Consider the following 25,788-nt stretch of genomic DNA (forward strand, 5'->3'; position numbering starts at 1 on the left):
TGACAACTGCTAAATTCTTTCTTTTATTGGTGATCCGCATCCTTTGGGTTTTGCTACTCAGCGACAGGATAAGAAGGCTGCTCCTTATGCTGCAAACATTTTTTTAATTTATTTTGATTCCGTTTATTTTCTCCCTGAAGGCCTTCCTCTTTTGAAGGATGGGGTAAAACCTTTTGTTTCGATAAGATCTTCTCTGTAAAATGACTGGGATTTTGTGTAAGAATTAAATCTAGGAAATTGGAAGGGCAATTGAAAAAGGACGATAATATAAAATTTTATCTTCATCGATTGAAATTCCCTGGGGATAGAGAGGAAATTCATGCTTCTGTTGCTCCCCAGGTATTTTTCGACTTTGGAGAGGGAGGGGTTTGCTCTCCTGTCGAAATACAAGGAAGTTTAGAAAGAGTAGACGGAGAGCAGTGGTTTTTGTCTTTAGAAATTTCTACGACGCTTTCTCTTCGTTGTCGAATTTGTGATTCTCCAGTTGAATATCCAGTGCGTGGTGTTATCATTCAGCAATTAATTCATTGTTTCGATGAAAAGTCGGGAGTATTTGATTGTCGGGATTTGATTCGTGATGAGTTGTTGCTAGAAGGGGACCGATTTCAAGAGTGCAGGTTAGAGGGTTGTCCTGAGAGAGAGTTTATTAAAAATTTTTTGAGTAAAGAAAACTACTAGCTTCTTAGATTGAGAAAAGAAACCTTCGACTTCCCAAAAACCTTTTTCTCTAATATACTCTTGCGTTCACCGGGATAAGTAGAGAGCGAGTCTTCCTGGTATGAGTTGAAGCTGCGTGTGGAGGACCAATCCTCCTGTTCTGTCGCAGTGTAGTTTGGGGAGTCGTTCCGCAAAAATTATCGCTCTTTTAAATCCTGGGGATCCTCAGGCTTCCTTATCGGGAAGGGTAGCTATCTGCAGTCTATAGGAGAAGTTAGGAATGGCAGTACCACGTAATCGTCATAGCAATGCTAGAAAGAACATCCGCAGAAGTCACCATGCAAAGAAAGCATGCTCTGGTGCGGTGTGCAATAATTGTAAGCAAGTTTTTATTCCTCACACAGTTTGTGCCTCTTGTGGTTTTTATAAAGGCAAAGCTGTTGTTACAGTTGAGAAGTAATCCAACGGCATAAGGCATAAAAGAAATTCATGAAAGTGCGTCTGGGCGTAGATATGATGGGGGGAGATCATGATCCTCTTGTTGTTTGGGAAGCACTAGAAGAAGTTCTTCTTTCGTTAGATGGGCAGCCAGTAGAGTTTTCGGTTTTTGCTACGCCCGATGTTCACCAGCAGTTAACTCATTCTCCTTTGTCTCGTTCTGTTCAGATGATAGCCTCTGAAAGTTTCGTGTCGATGGAAGATTCTGTGTTAGCTGCAGTTCGCAAAAAACGATCTTCTATGGCTTTAGGGCTGGATTCTCTACAGCGGGGGGAGCTCGATGGCTTTATTTCTGCAGGCAACACAGCTGCGTTGGTAACGCTTGCTCGTGCTAAAATACCTATGATTCCTGCTGTTCCTAGACCGGCATTATTGGTCTCTGTCCCCACTCTTTCTGGTTTTGCTGTTATTTTAGATGTTGGTGCTACTGTTGCTGTTAATCCTGAGGAGATGGTGGGATTTGCTCGTATGGGGCTTGCTTATCGTCAGTCCTTATCCTCTAGTGATCAATCTTTTACCCTCGGTCTGCTCAATATCGGTTCAGAGGAGCGCAAAGGAACAGATTCCCACAAACATACTTTTCGTATGCTTCGGGATGTTTTTGGTAGTGCGTTTTTAGGTAACGTAGAAAGCGGAGACGTTTTCAGCGGTAAAGTAGACATTGTGGTTACAGATGGGTTTACGGGAAATGTATTCTTAAAAACCGCGGAAGGATTGTTTGATTTTTTACGTCATATTCTAGGAGATCATCTAGAAAAAACAATTAAAACGCGGTTTGATTACACAATCTATCCCGGCTCTATTATCAGTGGTTTGTCTAGGCTTGTTATTAAATGTCATGGTAAGTCTCGTGAGACAGCCTTGTTTGGAGGAATCTCCGGAGCAGTGGATTTAGCTCGCTCAAATGTTTGCGGCCGTATTGCAGCAAAATTTGGTCTTGAAGAAGCTTAGCTTGTTTTCAGGTTGTCGATAGCCTGTTCTTAATAAAAAATCTTTCTCAAAAACTTGTTAGCATTGTACATTTCAGGGTTTAAAGCTCTACCGTCGTCTCTGGAGCTTGTCTAGAATCATCCTGTCTTACGTTCTTGGGGACAGAATGTAATGTTAGGCCGATTAGATTCGGTAAGCAAGTTTGTCAAAAAGTGCTATTTGCAGGTTTTAAATGAGTTCCGAGAAAGATAAAAAAAACTCCTGTTCTAAGTTTTCCTTATCGGTAGTAGCAGCTATTCTCGCTTCTATGAGTGGTTTATCGAATTGTTCCGATCTTTATGCCGTAGGAAGTTCTGCAGACCATCCTGCCTACTTGATTCCTCAAGCGGGGTTATTATTGGATCATATTAAGGATATATTCATTGGCCCTAAAGATAGTCAGGATAAGGGGCAGTATAAGTTGATTATTGGTGAGGCTGGCTCTTTCCAAGATAGTAATGCAGAGACTCTTCCTCAAAAGGTAGAGCACAGCACTTTGTTTTCAGTTACAACACCTATAATTGTGCAAGGAATAGATCAACAAGATCAGGTCTCTTCGCAGGGATTGGTCTGTAATTTTTCAGGAGATCATTCAGAGGAGATTTTTGAGAGAGAATCCTTTTTAGGGATCGCTTTCCTAGGGAATGGTAGCAAGGATGGAATCACGTTAACAGATATAAAATCTTCGTTATCTGGTGCTGCCTTGTATTCTTCAGATGATCTTATTTTTGAAAGAATTAAGGGAGATATAGAGCTTTCTTCTTGTTCATCTTTAGAAAGAGGAGGAGCTTGTTCAGCTCAAAGTATTTTAATTCATGATTGTCAAGGATTAACGGTAAAACATTGTGCCGCAGGGGTGAATGTTGAAGGAGTTAGTGCTAGCGACCATCTCGGATTTGGGGGCGGGGCCTTCTCTACTACAAGTTCTCTTTCTGGAGAGAAGAGTTTGTATATGCCTGCAGGCGATATTGTGGTGGCTACCTGCGATGGTCCTGTGTGTTTCGAAGGAAATAGTGCTCAGTTAGCAAATGGTGGCGCTATTGCCGCTTCTGGTAAAGTTCTTTTTGTAGCTAACGAAAAAAAGATTTCCTTTACAGACAACCAAGCTTTGTCTGGAGGAGCTATTTCTGCATCTTCTAGTATTTCTTTCCAAAATTGTGCTGAGCTTGTGTTCAAGAGTAATCTTGCAAAAGGAGTTAAAGATAAATGTTCTTTGGGAGGAGGTGCTTTAGCCTCTTTAGAATCCGTAGTTTTGAAAGATAATCTCGGTATTACTTATGAAAAAAATCAGTCCTATTCGGAAGGAGGGGCTATTTTTGGGAAGGATTGTGAGATTTTTGAAAACAGGGGGCCTGTTGTATTCAGAGATAATACAGCTGCTTTAGGAGGCGGAGCTATTTTGGCGCAACAAACTGTGGCGATTTGTGGTAATAAGTCTGGAATATCTTTTGAAGGAAGTAAGTCTAGTTTTGGAGGGGCCATTGCTTGTGGAAATTTCTCTTCTGAGAATAATTCTTCAGCTTTGGGATCAATTGATATCTCTAACAATCTAGGAGATATCTCTTTTCTTCGGACTCTGTGTACTACTTCGGATTTAGGGCAAACGGATTACCAAGGGGGAGGGGCCTTATTCGCTGAAAATATTTCTCTTTCTGAGAATGCTGGTGCAATTACTTTCAAAGACAATATTGTGAAGACATTTGCCTCAAATGGAAAAATGTTGGGTGGAGGGGCAATTTTAGCTTCAGGAAATGTTTTGATTAGCAAAAACTCTGGAGAGATTTCTTTTGTAGGGAATGCTCGAGCTCCTCAGGCTATTCCGACTCGTTCATCTGACGAATTGTCTTTTGGCGCACAATTAACTCAAACTACTTCAGGATGTTCTGGAGGAGGAGCTCTTTTTGGTAAAGAGGTTGCCATTGTTCAAAATGCCACTGTTGTATTCGAGCAAAATCGCTTACAGTGTGGCGAGCAGGAAACACATGGTGGAGGCGGTGCTGTTTATGGTATGGAGAGTGCCTCTATTATTGGAAACTCTTTTGTGAGATTCGGAAATAATTACGCTGTAGGGAATCAGATTTCTGGAGGAGCTCTTTTATCCAAGAAGGTCCGTTTAGCTGAAAATACAAGGGTAGATTTTTCTCGAAATATCGCTACTTTCTGCGGCGGGGCTGTTCAAGTTTCTGATGGAAGTTGCGAATTGATCAACAATGGGTATGTGCTATTCAGAGATAACCGAGGGCAGACATTTGGTGGGGCTATTTCTTGCTTGAAAGGAGATGTGATCATTTCCGGAAATAAAGATAGGGTTGAGTTTAGAGATAACATTGTGACGCGGCCTTATTTTGAAGAAAATGAAGAAAAAGTTGAGACAGCAGATATTAATTCAGATAAGCAAGAAGCAGAAGAGCGCTCTTTATTAGAGAACATTGAGCAGAGCTTTATTACTGCAACTAATCAGACCTTTTTCTTAGAGGAAGAGAAACTCCCATCAGAAGCTTTTATCTCTGCTGAAGAACTTTCAAAGAGAAGAGAATGTGCTGGTGGGGCGATTTTTGCAAAACGGGTCTACATTACGGATAATAAAGAACCTATCTTGTTTTCGCATAATTTTTCTGATGTTTATGGGGGAGCTATTTTTACGGGTTCTCTACAGGAAACTGATAAACAAGATGTTGTAACTCCTGAAGTTGTGATATCAGGCAACGATGGGGATGTCATTTTTTCTGGAAATGCAGCTAAACATGATAAGCATTTACCTGATACAGGTGGTGGAGCCATTTGTACACAGAATTTGACGATTTCCCAAAACAATGGGAATGTCTTGTTCTTGAACAATTTTGCTTGTTCTGGTGGAGCAGTTCGCATAGAGGATCATGGAGAAGTTCTTTTAGAGGCTTTTGGGGGAGATATTATTTTCAATGGAAACTCTTCTTTCAGAGCTCAAGGATCGGATGCGATCTATTTTGCTGGTAAGGACTCTAGAATTAAAGCTTTAAATGCTACTGAAGGACATGCGATTGTGTTCCAAGATGCATTGGTGTTTGAAAATATAGAAGAAAGAAAGTCTTCGGGACTATTGGTGATTAACTCTCAGGAAAATGAGGGTTATACGGGATCCGTCCGATTTTTAGGATCTGAAAGTAAGGTTCCTCAATGGATTCATGTGCAACAGGGAGGTCTTGAGTTGCTACATGGAGCTATTTTATGTAGTTATGGGGTTAAACAAGATCCTAGAGCTAAAATAGTATTATCTGCTGGATCTAAATTGAAGATTCTAGATTCAGAGCAAGAAAATAACGCAGAAATTGGAGATCTTGAAGATTCTGTTAATTCAGAAAAAACACCATCTCTTTGGATTGGGAAGAACGCTCAAGCAAAAGTCCCTCTGGTTGATATCCATACTATTTCTATTGATTTAGCATCATTTTCTTCTAAAGCTCAGGAAACCCCTGAGGAAGCTCCACAAGTCATCGTCCCTAAGGGAAGTTGTGTCCACTCGGGAGAGTTAAGTTTGGAGTTGGTTAATACAACAGGAAAAGGTTATGAGAATCATGCGTTGTTAAAAAATGATACTCAGGTTTCTCTCATGTCTTTCAAAGAGGAAAATGATGGATCTTTAGAAGATTTGAGTAAGTTGTCTGTTTCGGATTTACGCATTAAAGTTTCTACTCCAGATATTGTAGAAGAAACTTATGGCCATATGGGGGATTGGTCTGAAGCTACAATTCAAGATGGGGCTCTTGTCATTAATTGGCATCCTACTGGATATAAATTAGATCCGCAAAAAGCTGGTTCTTTGGTATTCAATGCATTATGGGAGGAAGAGGCTGTATTGTCTACTCTAAAAAATGCTCGGATTGCCCATAACCTTACCATTCAGAGAATGGAATTTGATTATTCTACAAATGCTTGGGGATTAGCTTTTAGTAGCTTTAGAGAGCTATCTTCAGAGAAGCTTGTTTCTGTTGATGGATATAGAGGCTCTTATATAGGGGCTTCTGCAGGCATTGATACTCAGTTGATGGAAGATTTTGTTTTGGGAATCAGCACGGCTTCCTTCTTCGGGAAAATGCATAGTCAGAATTTTGATGCAGAGATTTCTCGACATGGTTTTGTTGGTTCGGTCTATACAGGCTTCCTAGCTGGGGCCTGGTTCTTCAAGGGGCAGTACAGTCTTGGCGAAACACATAACGATATGACAACTCGTTACGGGGTTTTGGGAGAATCTAATGCTACTTGGAAGTCTCGAGGAGTACTAGCAGATGCTTTAGTTGAATATCGTAGTTTAGTCGGTCCAGCACGACCTAAATTTTATGCTTTGCATTTTAATCCTTATGTCGAGGTATCTTATGCATCTGCGAAGTTCCCTAGTTTTGTAGAACAAGGAGGAGAAGCTCGTGCTTTTGAAGAAACCTCTTTAACAAACATTACCGTTCCCTTTGGTATGAAATTTGAACTATCTTTTACAAAAGGACAGTTTTCAGAGACTAATTCTCTTGGAATAGGTTGTGCATGGGAAATGTATCGGAAAGTCGAAGGAAGATCTGTAGAGCTACTAGAAGCTGGTTTTGATTGGGAAGGATCTCCTATAGATCTCCCTAAACAAGAGCTGAGAGTGGCTTTAGAAAACAATACGGAATGGAGTTCGTATTTTAGTACAGCTCTAGGAGTAACAGCATTTTGTGGAGGATTTTCTTCTATGGATAATAAACTAGGATACGAAGCGAATGCTGGAATGCGTTTGATTTTCTAGTCGATAAGAGGCTATACAAAATCCTGGTCCCTAATCTCTAGAGTGAGATTAGGGATTTTTTTTGCCCCAACAAGATTAAAGAAAATATTTTCTAATTGTTTAGACAATAAGTTGATTAGAGAGTAAAAACTTTCCTGGTTTTTAATAAAATTGTTCAGAGGCTTGTCTAAGCTTGTTTTATCCATCTGAATGATGATTCTTTAAAGGTGATCTAATGACTATTCTTTCTAATGATGGGACCTCCGAGTTCGTGACTTCTTTTATTAACGAAGTCGAAATGGCTAAGGCTGCGCAATTCTCTCGAAAGGATTCTATTGTTAAATCATTCTGTGTTGCGGGATTGATCAGCATAATAGCTGGAGTTGCTGGACTCTTGACAATGGGGATAGTAGGATGTTCTATGGCCGCTGGCTGGGGACTACTGGGAGCTATTGTTGCTTCGGTAGTTGTAGCTGTTGGTTTATGTTGTTTATCAGTAGCTGTTTGTTTGCTAGTTAAAAAATCTAATTTATGGAGTAAAGAACATCAGCTTTGGATGGAGATGAAATCGAAGTTTCAAAGCTTGCTAGCAGAGGCTACGACAGCTGCCAAGGCATTACAAGAAGAAGTAAATAATATTTCAATAGGATGGAAAAATGATACAGAGATATATAAGGAAGATGTCTCTGGATATGAAAATGTTCTGGAGGAGCAATCTTTGCAACTTACACAGATGCGTGATCAGTGCGGTGCTCTTCAGAAGGAGAATTCTTCGTTGCGGAAGAAGGTATTTCTGCATGATATGAAAGCTTTGCGAGAGTCCGTTAAGGCTGGTAAACAAAGGCTAGGTATAAAAAAGGGGAGACGTGCTTCGATTTCTTAAGAACGACTTTGCCTAACATAAGACGTCTCGGCCTACACAGGCCGAGGCTGGTTTTGGAGCACAAAAACTAATCACGACGACTTTCGTCAATAATCGATTGAGTAAAATCCTGAATTTCTTTGGAAATGTTCTTTGCTAGAGTTTTTGTTTGTTCAGCGAATTCTCGTGTATGGTGTTTAGAATTTCGGAGTAACGCTCGTCCTTTTTTCGTGCCGGACGTTTTGACTCGAAGGAGCTTTTTTCTGAGCTGAATTCCACTTTTAGGGACAAAAAGACTAGTAAGTAGCGTAGCTAGAATGCCTCCGAATAGGACGCCACGTAACCACATACAACATTTATTTTTTTTAGGTTTTTGGCTTTTGAACATCCTTCTCTCTCCAAAAAAGTTAGTCTTTTTTTCTTATAAATAGCCATGCACATAAGGCAATGGCTGCAAGTTTAACTCCAAAAATCAATCTGTTGCTGCAAGAATCTTCGGAGTCCTCATCATTGGTGAGTTCTTCTGCTAATTGAGAAATTTTTCGATTGTTGTATTTCTTTCGTAGCCAATTCAGAACAAACTTTTTTCCAAGAAATAGGGGTGCTAGCCATCTAGCTTCGAAGTTGAATAAATCAGCAAGTCGGCTGACGTGTTTCATGATTTTGTGGAGTTTAAGCAGTATGCCAATTGCAAAAGCAAAAATTAAGACCATCCCTAAAGAAAGCAAAATGCAGCAGGTAACTAAAGTTTCTACTAAATAGGGGGTCATAAAAATAAAAAAAATAAATCGTTTAGTTTTCGATAATTATTTTCTTATTTCTTATTTAAAAAGTGAATGTCCAGATAATGTTTGTTTGCTGGTGAAACAGTAAGCTATTGATAGCCAGTGAAATATTGTGTAGGCGTTGTTGAGGAGGTAAATGCAAAGATTTTGATAAAAATAGGGAATATTTATCTTTGAAAATCAAGGATCGGGTAGTTTTGAGCCAAAGGATATTCTTGAGGATAGGACAATGACATGTGATGTAAGCCCGTTATTTGGAACTGATGGCATAAGGGGAAGAGCGAACTTTGAGCCTATGACAGTAGAAACTTCAGTTCTTCTTGGTAAAGCTGTTGCAGGGGTTTTATTGGAAAGACATTCTGGTAAACATCGTGTAGTTGTAGGTAAAGATACCCGTCTTTCTGGATATATGTTTGAAAATGCTCTTATAGCAGGACTTACTTCCATGGGGATAGAGACTCTCATGTTAGGCCCCATTCCTACTCCGGGTGTTGCTTTTATTACCCGAGCCTATCGTGCGGATGCTGGGATCATGATTTCTGCATCCCATAATCCTTATCGAGATAATGGGATTAAGATTTTCTCTTCCGATGGATTCAAAATTGGACAGGCTGTAGAAGAGCGTATAGAGGCTATGATAGCCTCAAAATCTTTTGGGGGCCTTCCTGAAGATCATGCGGTTGGTAAAAATAAACGTGTTAAAGATGCTATGGGAAGGTACATCGAATATGCAAAAGCCACCTTCCCTAAGGGACGAACTTTAAAGGGATTACGCATCGTTTTAGACTGTGCTCACGGGGCAGCTTATAGAGTAGCTCCTTCTGTTTTTGAAGAATTAGATGCAGAAGTGATTTGTTATGGTTGTGAGCCATCTGGATGTAATATCAACGAAGGATGTGGTGCTTTGTGGCCTTCGATTATTCAGAAAGCTGTTATCGAGCATGAAGCTGATGTAGGGATTGCTTTGGATGGGGACGGTGATCGTTTAATTATGGTTGATGAAAAGGGGCATATAGTGGATGGAGATATGCTTCTGAGCATTTGCGCAAGTGATTTAAAGAGAAGACAGGCTTTGCCTGAGAATCGCGTTGTGGCAACCGTAATGACCAATTTTGGAGTGTTGCGTTATTTAGAAAGCCTGGGAATACAAGTAACGATCTCTCCTGTAGGAGATCGACATGTGTTACAACATATGTTGGAAACGAAAGCTATTTTAGGTGGCGAACAAAGTGGGCATATGATTTTTCTGGATTACAATACAACTGGAGACGGAATCGTTTCTGCTCTCCAGGTATTGCGTATTATGATTGAAAGCGAGTCAACGCTATCAGATCTTACTGCTTGTATTGTAAAAAGCCCTCAATCACTAATTAATGTTCCTGTGGCTAAAAAAGTGCCGCTAGATTCTTTAAGTAATGTGCAAGTGGTTCTCCAAGAGGTAAAAGAGATTCTGGGTGATTCTGGGCGTATTCTGTTAAGATATTCTGGGACAGAAAATATTTGTAGAGTTATGGTCGAAGGGACAAAGAAGCATCAGGTAGACTCTCTTGCTAAAACAATTGTGGATGTTGTAGAAGCAGAAATTGGAGGAGCAGAGATTTCTGAATAGTAGGAATCGATATGTGTGGAATATTTGGATATTTAGGACAAAGAAATGCTGTGCCACTAGTTTTGGAAGGGTTATCTAAACTAGAGTATCGTGGGTACGATTCTGCAGGAATAGCAGCTCTCACTAAAGACCATTTGTTTGTAGAAAAATCCGTAGGGCCTGTAAGTCAGCTATGCTCGAAGGTTTCTTCTGATATGCATTCTCAGGTAGCGATAGGTCACACTCGGTGGGCTACACATGGGGAGCCTTCAAGGTTCAATGCACATCCCCATGTGGATATGTATGAGAGTTGTGCTCTTGTTCATAATGGAATTATAGAGAACTTTCAAACGCTTAGAGAAGATTTGAGTAGTAAGGGCGTTGAGTTTTCATCGGATACGGACACAGAGGTTATTGTACAACTTTTTGCGAGTCGATATAGAGAAACAGGAGATTTAGTTCAGAGTTTTTCATGGACTCTGAAACAGTTACAGGGAAGTTTCGCTTGTGCTTTAGTGCACCAGGATCACCCTGAAATTTTACTATGCGCTACCTATGAAAGCCCGCTTATTTTAGGATTAGGAGAAGAAGAGGTATTCATTTCTTCTGATGTCCATGCTTTTTTGAAGTATTCGTGCCAAATACAAACCTTAGCTTCTGGAGAGCTGGCAGTTTTACGTATAGGACGGCCTGTTGAGATTTACAACTTTGAGTTGTCTCGTATTCAAAAAGAAGTGCGCTGTATAGACCATGCAGAAGGTTCTTTAGATAAACAAGGTTTTGATTATTACATGCTCAAAGAGATTTATGAGCAGCCAGAGGTGTTTGAACGTATTTTGCATTTTGTGTGTGAAGAGAATGGATTTGCAGAATCTTTTTTAAAAGAATTTTCTTTTGAAGGTATCGAGAGTTTGCATATCGTGGCTTGTGGGTCTTCTTATCATGCCGGTTGTTTAGCCAAGTATGTCATCGAGTCAATGGTCTCGATTCCCGTGTATGTGGAGACCGCTTCTGAGTTTCGTTATCGTCAACCATACATAGCAAAACGTTCTTTAGCTATTTTGATTAGCCAATCGGGAGAGACTGCTGATACCTTGGCTGCTCTAAACGAGTTCCGTAAACTAGATGAAGTGCGTGTGTTGGGTATTTGTAATGTACGAGGGTCTGTGCTCGCTTCCCGAGTAGACCATTGCGTATTTATCGAAGCCGGTTTGGAAGTGGGGGTAGCTTCAACAAAGGCATTTACAGCGCAGTTATTAGTATTGATTCTTCTAGGTCTGAAATTAGCAAGTCAGCGTCAAGAGATTTCTAAACAAGATTTGATGCAAGCGGTACAGGGATTAAGAGAGCTGCCTCGGTTGACAAGACTTTTCTTGGATAGTTCTATTCATGATTGGCGATGTCGACAAAGTAAAGAAACGAGCTTTATTTTCTTAGGGCGCCGTTTTATGTACCCGATTTGTATGGAAGCGGCTTTGAAATTAAAAGAAATCGCTTATGTGGAAGCTAATGCTTATCCCGCGGGAGAGATGAAACACGGGCCAATTGCTCTTATTCAGGAAGGGACTCCTGTTATTGTATATTGCGGGGATCCCTTTGTATATACCAAAACTATTGGGGCAATTATGGAGGTAAAGGCTAGAAAAGCCTATGTTATTGCTCTTGCTCGAGAATCGAACCAAGATATTGCAGCGGTTTCTGACGAACAAATTTATATTCCCGATAGTCATGATCTTGCAGCCCCTATTTTATTTGCTATAGCGGGACAGATCATGGCGTATACGATGGCCTTGCAAAAAGGCACTGAGGTGGATAGACCAAGGAATTTAGCTAAATCTGTGACTGTAGAGTGAGATTTACAATTTTTTTCTCTCTTGATGAATAGCATAACCATCTGTATGTTAGAGAGAATCGAGAGATGTTAAATGGATTCATCTCTTTAAGAAGGGTATTCTCATGATAAACAAAATGTTGGGTGGAGCCTTGATTGTCGCAGGGACAACCATTGGCGCCGGAGTGTTAGCTGTTCCTATTGCCACTTCAGAGGGAGGATTTCTGCCTACAACATTACTTTATGTTGTTTCTTGGTTAATAGCAGTAGCTTCTGGATACTGTTTTTTAGAAGTGTTGACCTGGCTACATGCAAGAAAGAACGTCAATATGGTTTCCATGGCAGAGTGTACTTTAGGGTACAAGAGCAAGGTAATCATGTGGTTGGTTTATCTGCTTTTATTCTACTCCCTTCTAGTTGCTTACTTTTGTGATGGTGGAAATATTCTTATGCGTGTCATGGGATGCCGTGATTGGGATACGCCTTGGATCAGACACGCTATGCCTATAGTATTTTTCGCGCTGTTTTCTCCTCTTTTAATGGCAAAAACTTCTATTGTTGATCAGTGTAATAGAGTTTTTGTTTTGGGATTAGGGATATCGTTTGCTATGTTTTGCTATTTCGGATTCCCTTTGATGAAAACAGAACTATTAGTGAGATCTTCATGGGGAGGAACCTTAAAAGGATTCCCCATTTTGTTTTTAGCTTTTGGATTTCAAAACGTGGTTCCCACTCTATACCATTACATGGACAAAAACGTAAGAGATGTAAAGAAGGCTATTGTAATTGGAAGTTTCATTCCTCTAGTTTTGTATGTAATTTGGGAAGCCATTGTATTAGGAGCTGTTCCAGTTTCATTTTTGGAACAAGCTAAGATGGAAGGATGGACTGCGATTGGGGCTTTGCAAGGAGCTTTGAAGTGTTCTGCTTTCTATATTGCCGGGGAATTTTTTGGATTTTTTGCTTTAATTTCCTCGTTTATTGGTGTAGCTCTTGGGCTAAAAGATTTCTTTATAGATGCTTTTCAATGGGATGAGAAGAAACGTAAATTAGAAATCTTTTTATTAGTTTTTGTATTTCCTTTGGTGTGGGCCGTTTTCTATCCAGGCATTGTTTTGAAATGTTTGGAGTGTACCGGAGCTTTAGGAGAGACCATCGTATTGGGAGTCTTCCCTGTACTTATGGTCTGGAAAGGGCGCTATGGGAAGAAACGATACTACGGTCAAAGAATTCTCCCTGGAGGTAAGGGAGCTTTATTAGTTATGTCAGGACTGGTACTTGTGAACTTAGTCTTGATCGTACAGAAATTTCTTGGATATTAATTTTTTAAATCAATAACTTAGGCTCGCATTAAACAGTTGTTGGTGCGAGCATTTTTGTGTTTTGAAAATGGATGCAGATTATGAAACAAGAGGTATTCTAGTCAGTACTCCCCCGTATAGGACTGGGGAGTTATTTTTTTAATAAGAAGAGATCTCCCTAGTGAAATAAGTACAAAAGGGGAGAAGGAGGATATGTATGCGGAATAAATGTATAGGAGGGGTTTTAATTGTTGCTGGAACCGTGATCGGAGCCGGAGTATTAGCTGTGCCTGTTTTAACAGCTTTGGATGGGTTTTTGCCTGCTGCCTTACTGTATATGCTTGCTTGGTTAGTGTCATTGGCCTCTGGTTATGGTTATTTGGAGGTTTTGACCTGGTGCAAAGGGAATAAGCAAGCGAATTTGTGCTCCATGGCAGAAGAAACTTTGGGGAAAGTAGGACGCATAGTTTTGTGTTTAGTCTACTTGTTTTTATTTTATTCCTTACTTGTTGCCTACTTTTGCGATGGGGGGAATATTCTTTCTCGTATGCTTGGAGATGGGGTTCTTGAAAATCCATGGGCTCGGCATGTTATGCCTATCTTATTTTTCTGCATTTTTGCTCCTTTACTTATGGCAAAAACCTCGATCATCGATTACTGCAACCGAGTATTTGTTTTCGGTCTTATCCTGGTTTTCGGTCTTTTCTGTATCTTGGGAGCTCCGCGTGTGCAAGGGGATCTTTTATTAAGAGCATCATGGTTTTCTTCCCTAAATAGTTTGCCTATTTTTTTCTTGGCTTTTGGTTTTCAAAATGTCGTGCCTTCATTGTACCATTACTTAGATGGGGATGTTCGAGAAGTTAAACGGGCAATTTTTATAGGAAGCCTGATTCCTTTAGTTTTGTATGTAATTTGGGAAGCATTGGTTCTTGGTACAGTTCCATTAGTTTATTTGCTGAAAGCTAAGGAACTAGGATGGACTGCTGCAGGTGCTCTTCAAGGAGCTTTAAAAAATTCTGCTTTTCATATCGCTGGAGAATTATTCGGATTCTTTGCGCTAGTCACCTCTTTTATAGGGACTGCATTGGCCTTGAAAGATTTTTATATAGATATTTTTAAATGGGATGCTCGTAAGCAGCGATTGAATTTATTTTTATTAGTTTTGGTGTTCCCATTGGTATGGGCGGTTTCTTATCCCGAGATTGTTTTGTCTTGTTTGCGTTATGCTGGGGGAATAGGGGGAGCTTGTATTATCGTATTGTTCCCGGTAGCGATGCTATGGAATGGCCGGTATGGAAAACGGCATTGTTCTGGCAAACAAATATTGCCAGGAGGAAAGACCGTCCTATTGATTTTATTAGGATATACTGTGCTAAATCTCGCACCCCTGTATTATACGTTTTAGAAAGAAGAAGTGTAAAAAGTTTTTAAATAGGAGATCTCCATGGGATTATACGATCGTGATTACACGCAGGATTCCCGTTTACCAGGGACCTTCTCTTCCAGAGTGTATGGATGGATGACTGCAGGGCTGGCTGTGACAGCCCTGACATCTTTAGGGCTATATGCAACGGGAGCTTATAGAACTCTTTTCTCCTTGTGGTGGGTGTGGTGTTTCGCAACATTAGGTGTGTCTTTCTACATCCAAGCTCAGATTCAGAAGCTTTCTGTTCCTGCTGTAATGGGGTTGTTCTTGGCATACTCTGTTTTAGAAGGAATGTTTTTTGGAACGATGGTTCCTGTGTATGCTGCTCAGTTTGGAGGAGGGATTGTTTGGGCTGCGTTTGGGTCCGCTGCCGTCATTTTTGGATTGTCAGCTGCTTATGGAGCTTTTACTAAAAGTGACTTAACGCAAATTCATAGAATTCTAATGTTGGCGCTTATAGGCCTTATGGTAATATCCCTAGGGTTTCTGGTAGTGTCTCTTTTCACTCCTATGCCTTTAATGTATCTGTTAATCTGCTACTTAGGCTTGATCATTTTTGTGGGGTTAACGGTGGTTGATGCTCAATCTATCCGTCGTGTAGCTCGCAGCGTGGGAGATCATGGAGATTTGAGTTACAAACTCTCTTTGATTATGGCATTACAGATGTATTGTAACGTGATTATGATATTCTGGTATTTGCTACAAATTTTTGCTTCTTCAGATAAGAGACGCTAAAAGAAGAAGGAGATATTTGTTCTAAATATCTCCTTTTGTGTTTAAAAGAGATTTTATTTCTGTTAAACATCCAGCAGTTTATCGAGAAAGCGATCTATAGAAAATGGTTCGAAATCGTAAACTGTTTCTCCGTATCCTACAAATCGTGTAGGAATTTTTAGCTCGTCAGCAATTCGAAAGAGGGAGCCCCCCTTAGCGGAGCCTTCTATTTTTGTAAAAATTAATCCATCGATAGGCACCGCCTCATGGAATAATTTTACCTGACTTAACGTATTGCTTCCCAAGGTTGCATCAACGGTCATGAGAGTTTCATGAGGCGCTCCAGGAAAAGCCTTATTGCAAACAGTGGCAATTTTTTGAAGTTCTTTGAGAAGGTTCGTGTGAGTATGTAGTCGTCCAGAGGTATCTATGATTACTTGGTCATAGTTTCTAGCAACTGCAGCAGAGATGCCGTCAAAAGCTATAGCGGCAGCATCCCCTCCTGGCTTACCAGAAATAAATCCACAACCTAAAGAGTCTGCCCAACAACGCATTTGTTCCATTCCTGCAGAGCGGAAGGTGTCTGTTGCTACGATTAAAACCGTTTGGTTCTGAGAAAGACAATAGTGGGCGAGTTTAGCTACTGTAGTCGTTTTCCCTGAGCCATTTGTTCCTAAAATAAGAGTCACATGGGGGTGAGCAGAAGAGCTCTTTTTCTGAGGTAACTTAGCTATAATATCAGATAGAAAAGAGCGGATAAGCTCTTTAATCAAGCGCTCATCAGGATGTTTATGCCGACGTAATTCGTTACAAAAGGCTTCAGTTAGTTTAGGACCAAAATCCCCCTCATATAAAAGAGCTTCAGCATATTCCAATAAGTCCGAAGGAAGAGTCTTTTTAAAAAGAGAGCGAAGTTTGTTCCCGAAAAACTTGAACACAGACAGGGTAAAGTTGATTGAAGTAAAAAGGATAATAAAAGATAAGGAGGAAAAATTAAAGGGTTATTTATGCATCTTCATGAGTATCAAGCTAAGGACCTTTTAACCTCTTATCAACTTCCTATTCCTCCTTATCATGTAGCAACTTCCCTATCTGAAGCTGAAGTCGCAATTCAAGCTGAGCAATGGAGAAGCGGAGTTGTTAAAGCTCAGGTTCATGCTGGAGGGAGAGGAAAAAATGGAGGAGTTATTGTTGCGCGTTCTCCGGAGGACTTGTTAGCAGCAACTGATCGGCTTCTGCATATGCAATTTTCTAGTAATCAGACTGCTGGATTGTCCCTGCCAGTTAATAAAGTTTTGATTTCTCCTCTAGTAGAGATTGCTTTGGAGTATTACATTGCTATTGTGATTGATAGAAAGCATCGTTGCCCAGTGATTATGCTTTCTAAATCAGGGGGCATTGATATCGAAGAGATTGCAGAAAAACAACCAGATCTGTTGTTAAAAATAGCTCTTCCTTCTTCAGGGAAAATTTACGCGTATCAGTTGCGCCACATTGCTAAATTTATGGAATGGGATAAACTCGTTGCTGATCGGGGGAACCACATCATCCGTAAGTTATTACAATGTTTTTATGATAATGATGCTTCTTTATTGGAAATCAATCCTTTAGTGCTTACTAAAGATGGGGATCTGATTATTTTAGATGCTAAAATAACGATTGATGATAACGCTCTCTATCGTCATCCACAGTTGGCCGATTGGTATGATCCTTCTCAAGAAAACATCCGAGATGTATTGGCTAAGCAGCTGGGACTCTCTTATATTGCTTTAGATGGAACCATTGGGTGTTTAGTAAACGGAGCTGGGTTAGCTATGAGTACTTTAGATATTCTTAAGCTATATGGTGGCTCAGCGGCGAATTTCTTAGATGTTGGAGGAAGCGCTTCGGAAAAGCAAATTCAAGAAGCGATTTCTTTAGTTTTATCAGATAAAAATGTTCGCGTGTTGTTCATTCATATTTTTGGAGGCATCATGGATTGTGCTGTTGTTGCTTCCGGGCTAGTATCAGCTATGCAGGGACAACAAGGAAGCATTCCTACGGTGATTCGTTTAGAAGGAACGAATGTAGATAAGGGAAAAGAAATCATTCTTAGATCAGGAATTCCTTGTGAATTTGTTGCCTCTATGAGTGAGGGGGCTGAGCTCGCAGTGAAATTAAGTCGTTAGCCTGGGGAGAGACTGTGTTAGAATTATTAAACAAAGATCTGCCGATTATCACGCAGGGTATTACGGGGAAAGCAGGATCTTTTCATACCACTCAATGTGTCGCCTATGGATCTAACTTTGTGGGTGGCGTTACTCCGGGTAAAGGAGGGACTCAGTTTTTAGATTTGCCTATTTTTGACTCTGTTTTAGAGGCAAAGCAAGCAACGGGATGCCGTGCTTCAATGATTTTTGTTCCTCCTCCGTTCGCTGCAGAGGCTATTTTTGAAGCTGAAGATGCGGGGATTGAGTTGATCGTATGTATAACAGAAGGAATCCCTGTACAAGATATGTTGGCAGTGAATTCTCTTATGGAGAAGAGTTCTTGCCGTTTAGTTGGCCCTAATTGTCCCGGAGTGATTAAGCCCGGGGCTTGTAAAATTGGCATTATGCCAGGGTATATTCACTTACCAGGAAATGTTGGAGTCATTTCTAGATCTGGGACATTAACTTACGAAGCGGTTTGGCAGTTAACACAGAGAAAGATTGGACAAAGTGTATGTATTGGCATTGGGGGAGATCCCCTAAATGGGACTTCTTTCATTGATGTTCTCCAGGAGCTTGAAAAGGATGAACAGACTGAGGCTATTCTTATGATTGGAGAAATAGGAGGTAGTGCCGAAGAAGATGCTGCTGATTGGATAAGCCAGCACTGTAGTAAGCCTGTGATTGCATTTATTGCTGGAGCTACGGCTCCGAAAGGGAAACGTATGGGGCATGCGGGTGCAATTATTTCAGGGAATAGTGGGGATGCTTTCAGTAAACAACGTGCTTTAAGAGAGGCTGGAGTTGTCGTTGTGGAATCTCCTGCACTTATAGGAGAGGCTGTTGCGTCTGTTCTGAATTCCCATTAGTAGTTTGGAGAAGGAATTAGCAGAGTAGTCTCCTTGATTTGCATCATTAGATTTTGTATGCTGCATAACTGCTCTTCATAGTGCATAATAATGCATAAAATAAAAAAAGGCCTAGACGCCTGGATCGCTTATCAAGGAAAAGATGATGAAAAGATTATTATGTGTGTTGCTATCGACATCAGTTTTCTCTTCGCCCATGTTGGGCTATAGTGCGCCAAAGAAAGATTCCAGTACTGGCATTTGTCTTGCAGCATCTCAAAGTGATCGGGAACTTTCCCAAGAAGATTTGCTAAAAGAAGTGTCTAGAGGATTTTCCAAAGTCGCTGCTCAGGCAACTCCAGGAGTTGTGTATATAGAAAATTTTCCTAAAACTGGGAGTCAAGCTATTGCTTCTCCTGGGAATAAAAGGGGTTTTCAAGAGAATCCCTTTGATTATTTCAATGATGAGTTTTTCAATCGATTTTTTGGTTTACCCTCGCATAGAGAGCAGCCTCGTCCCCAACAGCGTGATGCTGTAAGAGGAACAGGTTTTATTGTGTCAGAAGATGGGTACGTTGTGACCAACCATCACGTAGTGGAAGATGCGGGGAAAATTCATGTTACTTTACACGATGGACAAAAATACACCGCAAAAATCATAGGATTAGATCCTAAAACGGATCTCGCTGTGATTAAGATCCAAGCAAAAAATCTCCCTTTTTTAACTTTTGGAAACTCTGATCAGCTTCAGATAGGGGATTGGTCAATAGCCATTGGAAATCCTTTCGGATTACAAGCCACAGTAACCGTTGGCGTGATTAGTGCTAAGGGAAGAAACCAATTACATATTGTTGATTTTGAAGATTTTATTCAGACGGATGCAGCAATTAATCCCGGGAATTCAGGTGGTCCATTATTGAACATTGATGGACAGGTTATTGGAGTGAATACAGCAATCGTTAGCGGTAGCGGGGGATACATTGGAATAGGATTTGCCATTCCTAGCTTAATGGCTAAACGAGTTATTGACCAACTCATTAGCGATGGACAGGTGACGAGAGGATTTTTAGGAGTAACCTTACAGCCTATTGATTCGGAGCTTGCCGCTTGTTACAAATTAGAAAAGGTGTACGGAGCCTTGATTACGGATGTTGTTAAGGGATCTCCTGCAGAAAAAGCAGGTTTGCGCCAGGAAGATGTCATTGTTGCTTACAATGGGAAAGAAGTGGAGTCTTTGAGTGCTTTACGTAATGCGATTTCTTTGATGATGCCAGGGACTCGTGTTGTCTTAAAAGTTGTGCGTGAAGGGAAATTCATTGAAATACCTGTCACTGTTACACAAATTCCTGCGGAGGATGGGGTATCTGCTCTTCAAAAAATGGGAGTTCGGGTACAGAATCTTACTCCAGAGATATGCAAGAAACTAGGATTAGCGTCTGATACTCGAGGGATTTTTGTAGTGTCCGTAGAAGCTGGTTCTCCTGCAGCTTCTGCAGGAGTGGTTCCAGGACAACTTATTCTGGCTGTAAACAGACAGAGAGTTTCTTCTGTTGAAGAATTGAATCAGGTCTTGAAGAATGCAAAAGGAGAGAATGTTCTCCTTATGGTTTCTCAAGGAGAAGTCATTCGATTCGTTGTTTTAAAGTCTGATGAATAGTGCAGACTTTTGTTCTAAAAGATCTAGAGAAAGGGGGGGCTCGATTGAGCCCCTTTTCTTTTTATAAGAGAAAAAATTAGAAAGAATATTTGTGTGGATATAAGAGACTCAACCATGTAGTCTGTCTTTCTTATTGTTAGGTAGAAATGAAGTAGAGGAGTAACAGATTAACTCCTCCGTTGTAGAAGATTGAGTGGGATATGAAAACTGGGGATACCTATAGAAATTTTGTAGTCAAATTGAGTCAGGATCTTCCCGAGATCGAAAGTAAACTCATCGAAGTAGAACACACTCCGACAGGAGCAACAATCATGATGATCGTCAATGATGACGATGAAAATGTGTTTAATATTTCTTTCCGGACTTGTCCTCAGGATTCTAGTGGAGTTGCTCATGTACTTGAGCATATGGCCTTATGTGGGTCTGAGAGTTACCCAGTGCGGGATCCTTTTTTCTCAATGACAAGACGTAGTTTAAATACATTTATGAATGCCTTCACAGGTGCTGATTTCACCTGTTATCCTGCGGCTTCTCAGATACCGGAAGATTTTTATAATTTGCTGAGTATTTATATTGATGCAGTATTCCATCCATTGTTAACGGAAAATAGTTTTTTACAAGAAGCTTGGCGATATGAACGTACGGAAGAAGGCGCTCTTTCTTACACAGGTATCGTTTTCAATGAGATGAAAGGGGCCTTGATGTCAGGAGAATCCCGACTCAGCGAAGCTATGAATGCTGCTTTATTCCCAGCAGTAACTTATGGAGTGAATTCCGGAGGGGATCCTAGGGAAATTGTTTCTTTGAATTTAGAGACTGTTCGCGCTTTTCATGAAAGTCAGTACACTTTAAGTCGTTGTCTTTTTTATTTTTATGGAAGCATTCGTCCCACTCGTCATTTAGATTTTCTAGAAGAGAAATTGTTAAGACGTGTGGGGAAAGTAGAAAAGCAAAGTGTGACTCTTCCTCTGCAAAAACGTTTCAAAGAGCCTGTTCGTGTTATGGATAAATATCCATCTGATGGGGCTGATGAGGATAAGGTACTTTTTGGATTAGCTTGGTTAACTTGTTCGATTTTTGATCAACAGGATCTACTTGCTTTGCATGTACTGGATTTAGTCCTTATGGGAACGGATGCAGCTCCTCTCAAATCTCGATTGTTAAAATCAGGGCTCTGCAAGCAGGCCGATATGAGTATTGACAGTGAGCTTCATGAGATTCCTGTATATCTTGTTTGTAAAGGGTGTTCGCACACAGGAAGCTCGAAGTTGGAGAGCTTGATTTTAGCTAGTTTAGAAGAGATTTTGCAGGAGGGAATTCCTCTAAATCTAGTTGAAGGCGCTGTGCACCAGCTAGAGTTAGCAAGGAAAGAAATTGCAGGATATTCTGTCCCTTATGGCTTGTCTTTATTTTTCCGAGCAGGATTGCTTAGACAGCATGGAGGGAAAGCAGAAGATGGTCTGAGAATCCATACTTTGTTTGCTAATCTTAGAAAAAATATTCAGGATCCGGATTATTTGCCTCGATTGGTGCGGAAATATTTTCTAGATAATCCGCATTATGCTCGCGTTATCCTTCTTCCAGATTCGCAGTTAATTGCTCAAGAGAACAAGGAAGAGCGTAATGTTCTTCATGCGATTCAAACGCAAATGAGTGAAGAAGATTTGGAAAGGGTAGATGCCATTTCTAATCGTTTAGAGGCATATCAGTCTCAAGAAGAAGATTTAAATAAAATACTCCCTCTTTTTTCTTTAGATAAGGTCCCCGCTTTAGGGAAAGAATTTGTTTTAGAGAAAGAAGTTTTTGGTGAAGGAGAGGTTCTTCACCATGATTGCTTTACTAATGACATTATTTTTGCGGAATTAGTCTTTGATCTTCCTGCTCTTTCAGTAGAAGAACTACCTTGGTTGCGTCTTCTTGTTTTTGTTTTGCTTCAGTTAGGAAGCGGGGGCCGCTCTTACAAAGAGCATCTAGAATTTCTTTTAGAGCATACTGGAGGAGTGGATGTTCTTTATGAATTTTCTTCGCAAGCTACGGATTCTAATCGGCTTTCTCCCTCTATAAGCATTCGAGGTAAGGCTTTAATCTCTAAAGCGGAATATCTATTCCAAGTAATGAAAGAAACGCTGACCACCATAGATTTTTCCGATACGGTTCGTCTTAAAGAACTGTTGATGCAGCATGCAGAGTCTTTAACTAATAGCGTGAGAAATAGCCCTATGGGGTATGCGATTAGTTTGGCTTGCTGCAATAAGTCTATTACAGGAGGGCTGGCATATCTCATGTCTGGGATGCCCTACGTTAAGCATATTCGCGAGCTTCTTAATAACTTTGATCAGCAAGCCCAAGAAATTACAAACCGTTTACAAACTCTTTATAAGAAATGCTTTGTTGGTAGACGACAGCTTGTCATCAGTAGCAGCAAAGCAAATTATCAAGCTCTACATGAGCAGCGATTTTTTGGCTTGCTAGATGATAGATTAGGTTCTGGAGAACTATGGAGAAATCCTGTTCTCGATAAGGTTAACGATTCGCGAGGTATTATGATTCCTGCTCGGGGCGCTTACAATGTGCTTTCGTTCCCGTTGGAGTCTCTCTCTTATGATCACCCAGACGCGGCTGTTCTTTCTGTTGCTGCGGAGGTTTTAGGAAATGTAATTTTACATACTAAGATTCGAGAGCAGGGGGGAGCCTATGGATCAGGAGCTAGCGCGAACCTTGGCCGGGGTACTTTCTATTGTTATAGTTATCGTGATCCAGAAGTTTCAGCTACGTATCAGGTGTTTTTACAAGGAATTCGAGATATGGCTGCAGGAGAGTTCTCGGAGGATGATGTTCACGAAGGAATTCTTGGAGTGATTCAAAATTTAGATGATCCTATCTCACCGGGGAGTCGTGGGGCTGTGTCTTACTATCGATCAAGAAGCGGTAAAGTGCCTTTCGTTCGTCAAGCCTTTCGTCAAGCTGTTTTAGCAACAACAAAGGAACAAATTTGTGAAGTTGCGCGTAACCGACTTGAGAAATACCTTTCTGAAGCTTCTTTTGTTTCTTTTGCTGGAGAGGAGATGCTACAAAAAAGTCTAAGAGATTTCGATAGTAAGCCCTTCCAAATAGAACCCGCTTTTTAAGCCCAATCTTTTAATCAAGAGAGAGGGTCTGAAGAGGAAGTGTCTTGATGAGAGAAGCATTCTGATAGAGGGGGTTCTTGACAAGGCACTTTCGGTGAATGAGGTAGGGTACTTATCTGAGAAAGTCCTTCAATTTTGTTGTGAGAAGAAGAGATTTCGAGCTTATCGAAAGTTCTCAGAATAGGAAGGACTCTAGCGGAAAGACTGGAAGACATATCATTGTAGCTGTGAACAGCTTGTCCTAAGTGTTTGCCTACTTTATGAAAATGGTCGAATAACTTGTGCATCCTTTGATAGAGATCTTTTCCTAACTGTCCAATTTCTCGAATCTGATTTTGTAAGTTTTCTTGTTTCCAAACGTATGTGACTGTTTTTAATAAAGCCATCAAAGTGACTGGGCTGGATAGAATCACGTTAGATTGTCCTGCATAATCCATGAGTTCTGGAGCACAACGGATGGCATCATTGAATAGACTTTCGCCAGGGAGAAATAAAATTACGAATTCAGGAGATTGGTCAAACTTATCCCAATAACTTTTTGTTTTTAGTGTTTTAATGTGATCTTTTATTTTTTTTACTAAGTCGGTAGGATCTGCATGACTATCTGTAAGATATTCTTCAGAAAACGGAGTTTTAGCGTCGATAACAAGACTGCGGTTTTGCGGTAAACGAATGACGATATCGGCTCGAGAAGAGGAATCATTAGCATCTACTGTTTGAACGCTATAATCACAATATTTCAACATGCCAGAAATTTCGAGAATTCTCTCCAGCTGAATTTCACCCCATCTTCCACGAGATCCTGGGTGCTTCAAAATATTAGTAAGAGCTTGGGTTTCACGTTCGAGTTTTTTTTCTGCTGTGAGTAATTGAGAGAGTTGCTCTCTAAGGGCGCCGCGATCTTCGGCTTGTTTCGTTTCAAAATTTTCTAAGTTTTGTTTGAAAACAGACAAGGTATTGTGCATTGGGGCAAGAACGGAGTGAATTGCCTGAGTCTTCTCCGAGAAAAATTCTTGAGATTCTGTTTTTATATCTCGAGCAAAAGCTTGCGATACTGAAGTCAGCTTATGGGAAAACTCTTCAATCAGTTGCTCTTGGTTTCGGCGAGCATCTAAAGACATTTGTAAAATGGCCTTATCATGCTCAAGGTTGCGAATAACCTCATTTTTCTGAGCTAATGTTTTCGTAAAAATTTTAAAAGCGCTAATCACTCCCAGTGCTAGCCCAAATAAAAAGAATACGCCTTGTATCCAGATGGTATGCGAGAGCAAAGAAATGGCAACAATGTACATATGCTAAGAAGAGAGTCTCCTATTGATAAAGGAAAAAAGAGGGGCAACAACTAGTACATATAACCAGGAAGCTAGGAAAAATACCTGAGGAAAATGATCGACTAATCCAGAAAAGAAGAGGCAGGTCCCTAATCCTATGCCTAGCACCAAAAGTGAAGAGGAAATTCGAAAACGAAAATGTTTGAGTCCTGGGAAGCGCCAAGTAGAGATCATAAGGCAACCACTAAGTAGCAGGCCAAGAGAAAGGAGAAGAACGCGAGCCTTTTCAGGAAGGCTATTCAGAGTATCTGAAGCAAGGAGGACTCCTAAGGAGACTACACATGCTGCGGCAGAGGGAATCGGAAGTCCTGTAAAGGTTGTGGCTTTTTCTCCTGTCGTAGCAAAGAGATTATAGCGAACCAAACGAAGTACTCCGCATAAAGAGTAAATAATGCAAGTAACTAGGAGGAAAGAAGAGCAGAAAGTTCCTCCATACTCCCCGTTTAAACTTTTAATCGCAATCAAGGGGGGCGCAATACCAAAAGTAATAGCATCAGATAAAGAATCAAAATGAGCTCCAAAAGCACTCTCTGCTTTCATGATTCGCGCAACAGCTCCGTCTGAAAAATCGGCAATCATAGCGCTGATGAGAAGAAGAGAGAGTCCTTGTAAGCGGTGCATAAGCTCCAAAGACGAGGAAGTCTTTAACACGCTTTTAAAAATAATAAAGAGCCCGCAACAAAGACCAAAAGCTGTAATAGCATTGGGAGTCACAACTCGGCGCTTACCACGAAAATCTATTTCAGTTGGATTCATATTTTCCCTAGGAATAGCGGAATTTAATTACAGAATTAGCGGATGGCGGAACCTTCTCTATGTTTTTTGCTGATCAGTAAGTTTATTTATATAGCCCAAAATCAGTCTATGTAAACAAGAGCGAATCTCTTTCGATATAAAACCTTCTAAAGCCAAGGAGGTTGTACATGGTTATTTTCATGTCCTTCCTTGTAAAGCTTAAGGCCATGTTACACAAAACATGTTTTCGGCACTACACAGAAAACCTGGAGATGGTTATGGTTATTGCGTGTTTTCTTTAAGCAAGTGAAATAGGTAGAGAAGTAGGGTGCTTCTTTTTGCAAGAAAAAAATCACAAAAAAGAGTGATTTTTTATATAGAGCATCACGCTTAAAAGTTTGCTCTCGAAAAGAATTTTTTCGTCGCAAGTTTGTGCTATTTTTCAATTGCAGGAAACGTTGCTAGCTTCTATATATGGTATACAAGAGCCGAGACATTCACAATATCTTGGGTTTAGGGGCTCGCATACTCAAA

19 protein-coding genes are annotated in these 25,788 nt (G+C 40.5%); 14 read left to right on the forward strand and 5 right to left on the reverse strand.

Features of this window, described 5'->3' with window-relative positions:
• Positions 1-249 precede the first annotated feature (249 nt).
• The 5 genes from TC_RS00990 to inaC all read left to right on the forward strand — a co-directional run bounded on the left by TC_RS00990 (position 250) and on the right by inaC (position 7,742).
• Positions 250-678, forward strand: a complete 429-nt coding sequence (locus TC_RS00990; protein WP_029589504.1) for a YceD family protein — start codon at positions 250-252, stop codon at positions 676-678.
• A 259-nt stretch (positions 679-937) separates the two neighbouring features.
• Positions 938-1,117: a 50S ribosomal protein L32 gene (gene rpmF, locus TC_RS04765; RefSeq protein WP_010229787.1), complete on the forward strand. Its 180-nt coding sequence runs from the start codon at positions 938-940 to the stop codon at positions 1,115-1,117.
• A 29-nt stretch (positions 1,118-1,146) separates the two neighbouring features.
• Positions 1,147-2,106, forward strand: a complete 960-nt coding sequence (gene plsX / locus TC_RS00995) for a phosphate acyltransferase PlsX (protein ID WP_010229789.1) — start codon at positions 1,147-1,149, stop codon at positions 2,104-2,106.
• Positions 2,107-2,317: 211 nt separating this feature from the next.
• Positions 2,318-6,880 carry a polymorphic outer membrane protein middle domain-containing protein gene (locus TC_RS01000; protein WP_010229791.1) on the forward strand — a complete coding sequence of 1,521 codons (4,563 nt, stop codon included), beginning with the start codon at positions 2,318-2,320 and terminating at the stop codon, positions 6,878-6,880.
• Positions 6,881-7,094: 214 nt separating this feature from the next.
• Positions 7,095-7,742: an inclusion membrane protein InaC gene (inaC, locus tag TC_RS01005; protein ID WP_010229795.1), complete on the forward strand. Its 648-nt coding sequence runs from the start codon at positions 7,095-7,097 to the stop codon at positions 7,740-7,742.
• 67 nt (positions 7,743-7,809) lie between these two features.
• Here the strand turns inward: inaC and TC_RS01010 are convergent, their stop codons facing one another.
• Entirely contained in the window at positions 7,810-8,109 is a 300-nt protein-coding gene (locus TC_RS01010; RefSeq protein WP_010229797.1) for a YtxH domain-containing protein, read from the reverse strand.
• A 19-nt stretch (positions 8,110-8,128) separates the two neighbouring features.
• Positions 8,129-8,491, reverse strand: a complete 363-nt coding sequence (locus TC_RS01015; RefSeq protein ID WP_010229799.1) for a hypothetical protein — start codon at positions 8,489-8,491, stop codon at positions 8,129-8,131.
• Positions 8,492-8,735: 244 nt separating this feature from the next.
• Here TC_RS01015 and glmM point away from each other — a divergent pair, with 244 nt between their 5' ends.
• The 5 genes from glmM (at position 8,736) to TC_RS01040 (ending at position 15,387) form a co-directional block, all read left to right on the forward strand.
• Positions 8,736-10,115, forward strand: a complete 1,380-nt coding sequence (gene glmM / locus TC_RS01020) for a phosphoglucosamine mutase (protein ID WP_010229802.1) — start codon at positions 8,736-8,738, stop codon at positions 10,113-10,115.
• An 11-nt stretch (positions 10,116-10,126) separates the two neighbouring features.
• Positions 10,127-11,947 (forward strand): glutamine--fructose-6-phosphate transaminase (isomerizing), encoded by a 1,821-nt coding sequence (glmS, locus tag TC_RS01025; RefSeq protein ID WP_010229805.1) that lies wholly within the window; start codon positions 10,127-10,129, stop codon positions 11,945-11,947.
• A 103-nt stretch (positions 11,948-12,050) separates the two neighbouring features.
• Complete coding sequence (locus TC_RS01030; protein ID WP_010229808.1) at positions 12,051-13,247, forward strand: aromatic amino acid transport family protein; 1,197 nt, start codon at positions 12,051-12,053, stop codon at positions 13,245-13,247.
• A 190-nt stretch (positions 13,248-13,437) separates the two neighbouring features.
• Complete coding sequence (locus TC_RS01035) at positions 13,438-14,631, forward strand: aromatic amino acid transport family protein (protein ID WP_100065006.1); 1,194 nt, start codon at positions 13,438-13,440, stop codon at positions 14,629-14,631.
• Positions 14,632-14,670: 39 nt separating this feature from the next.
• The gene (locus TC_RS01040; protein WP_010229817.1) at positions 14,671-15,387 is read left to right on the forward strand and encodes a Bax inhibitor-1/YccA family protein; all 717 of its coding nucleotides are present in this window, start codon (positions 14,671-14,673) and stop codon (positions 15,385-15,387) included.
• 62 nt (positions 15,388-15,449) lie between these two features.
• Here the strand turns inward: TC_RS01040 and ftsY are convergent, their stop codons facing one another.
• Positions 15,450-16,304 (reverse strand): signal recognition particle-docking protein FtsY, encoded by an 855-nt coding sequence (gene ftsY / locus TC_RS01045; protein ID WP_010229820.1) that lies wholly within the window; start codon positions 16,302-16,304, stop codon positions 15,450-15,452.
• A 69-nt stretch (positions 16,305-16,373) separates the two neighbouring features.
• Here ftsY and sucC point away from each other — a divergent pair, with 69 nt between their 5' ends.
• The 4 genes from sucC (at position 16,374) to TC_RS01065 (ending at position 23,188) form a co-directional block, all read left to right on the forward strand.
• Positions 16,374-17,534: an ADP-forming succinate--CoA ligase subunit beta gene (gene sucC, locus TC_RS01050; protein WP_010229824.1), complete on the forward strand. Its 1,161-nt coding sequence runs from the start codon at positions 16,374-16,376 to the stop codon at positions 17,532-17,534.
• A 14-nt stretch (positions 17,535-17,548) separates the two neighbouring features.
• Complete coding sequence (gene sucD / locus TC_RS01055; protein ID WP_010229825.1) at positions 17,549-18,424, forward strand: succinate--CoA ligase subunit alpha; 876 nt, start codon at positions 17,549-17,551, stop codon at positions 18,422-18,424.
• A gap of 142 nt (positions 18,425-18,566) precedes the next feature.
• A complete protein-coding gene (locus TC_RS01060) occupies positions 18,567-20,060 on the forward strand; it encodes a serine protease HtrA (protein ID WP_010229828.1) in 1,494 nt (497 codons plus the stop codon).
• A 200-nt stretch (positions 20,061-20,260) separates the two neighbouring features.
• A complete protein-coding gene (locus tag TC_RS01065; protein WP_010229831.1) occupies positions 20,261-23,188 on the forward strand; it encodes an insulinase family protein in 2,928 nt (975 codons plus the stop codon).
• A 14-nt stretch (positions 23,189-23,202) separates the two neighbouring features.
• On the opposite strand, the gene TC_RS01070 is transcribed toward TC_RS01065, so the two are convergent.
• Together TC_RS01070 and TC_RS01075 are read right to left on the reverse strand one after the other, a co-directional pair.
• Complete coding sequence (locus TC_RS01070) at positions 23,203-24,480, reverse strand: DNA recombination protein RmuC (protein ID WP_010229834.1); 1,278 nt, start codon at positions 24,478-24,480, stop codon at positions 23,203-23,205.
• Between the two features lie 3 nt (positions 24,481-24,483).
• Positions 24,484-25,275: a CDP-alcohol phosphatidyltransferase family protein gene (locus tag TC_RS01075; protein ID WP_010229835.1), complete on the reverse strand. Its 792-nt coding sequence runs from the start codon at positions 25,273-25,275 to the stop codon at positions 24,484-24,486.
• Positions 25,276-25,788: the final 513 nt, after the last annotated feature.

Origin of the sequence: Chlamydia muridarum str. Nigg (assembly GCF_000006685.1) — a bacterium.
GTDB lineage: Bacteria > Chlamydiota > Chlamydiia > Chlamydiales > Chlamydiaceae > Chlamydia > Chlamydia muridarum.

What these genes read in the sequence shown, in the direction of transcription:
- rpmF (WP_010229787.1), top strand. Translation starts at nt 938, where the DNA reads ATGGCAGTACCACGTAATCGTCATAGCAATGCTAGAAAGAACATCCGC.
- plsX (WP_010229789.1), top strand. Translation starts at nt 1,147, where the DNA reads ATGAAAGTGCGTCTGGGCGTAGATATGATGGGGGGAGATCATGATCCT.
- TC_RS01000 (WP_010229791.1), top strand. Translation starts at nt 2,318, where the DNA reads ATGAGTTCCGAGAAAGATAAAAAAAACTCCTGTTCTAAGTTTTCCTTA.
- inaC (WP_010229795.1), top strand. Translation starts at nt 7,095, where the DNA reads ATGACTATTCTTTCTAATGATGGGACCTCCGAGTTCGTGACTTCTTTT.
- TC_RS01010 (WP_010229797.1), bottom strand. Translation starts at nt 8,109, where the DNA reads ATGTTCAAAAGCCAAAAACCTAAAAAAAATAAATGTTGTATGTGGTTA.
- TC_RS01015 (WP_010229799.1), bottom strand. Translation starts at nt 8,491, where the DNA reads ATGACCCCCTATTTAGTAGAAACTTTAGTTACCTGCTGCATTTTGCTT.
- glmM (WP_010229802.1), top strand. Translation starts at nt 8,736, where the DNA reads ATGACATGTGATGTAAGCCCGTTATTTGGAACTGATGGCATAAGGGGA.
- glmS (WP_010229805.1), top strand. Translation starts at nt 10,127, where the DNA reads ATGTGTGGAATATTTGGATATTTAGGACAAAGAAATGCTGTGCCACTA.
- TC_RS01030 (WP_010229808.1), top strand. Translation starts at nt 12,051, where the DNA reads ATGATAAACAAAATGTTGGGTGGAGCCTTGATTGTCGCAGGGACAACC.
- TC_RS01040 (WP_010229817.1), top strand. Translation starts at nt 14,671, where the DNA reads ATGGGATTATACGATCGTGATTACACGCAGGATTCCCGTTTACCAGGG.
- sucC (WP_010229824.1), top strand. Translation starts at nt 16,374, where the DNA reads ATGCATCTTCATGAGTATCAAGCTAAGGACCTTTTAACCTCTTATCAA.
- TC_RS01060 (WP_010229828.1), top strand. Translation starts at nt 18,567, where the DNA reads ATGATGAAAAGATTATTATGTGTGTTGCTATCGACATCAGTTTTCTCT.
- TC_RS01065 (WP_010229831.1), top strand. Translation starts at nt 20,261, where the DNA reads ATGAAAACTGGGGATACCTATAGAAATTTTGTAGTCAAATTGAGTCAG.
- TC_RS01070 (WP_010229834.1), bottom strand. Translation starts at nt 24,480, where the DNA reads ATGTACATTGTTGCCATTTCTTTGCTCTCGCATACCATCTGGATACAA.
- TC_RS01075 (WP_010229835.1), bottom strand. Translation starts at nt 25,275, where the DNA reads ATGAATCCAACTGAAATAGATTTTCGTGGTAAGCGCCGAGTTGTGACT.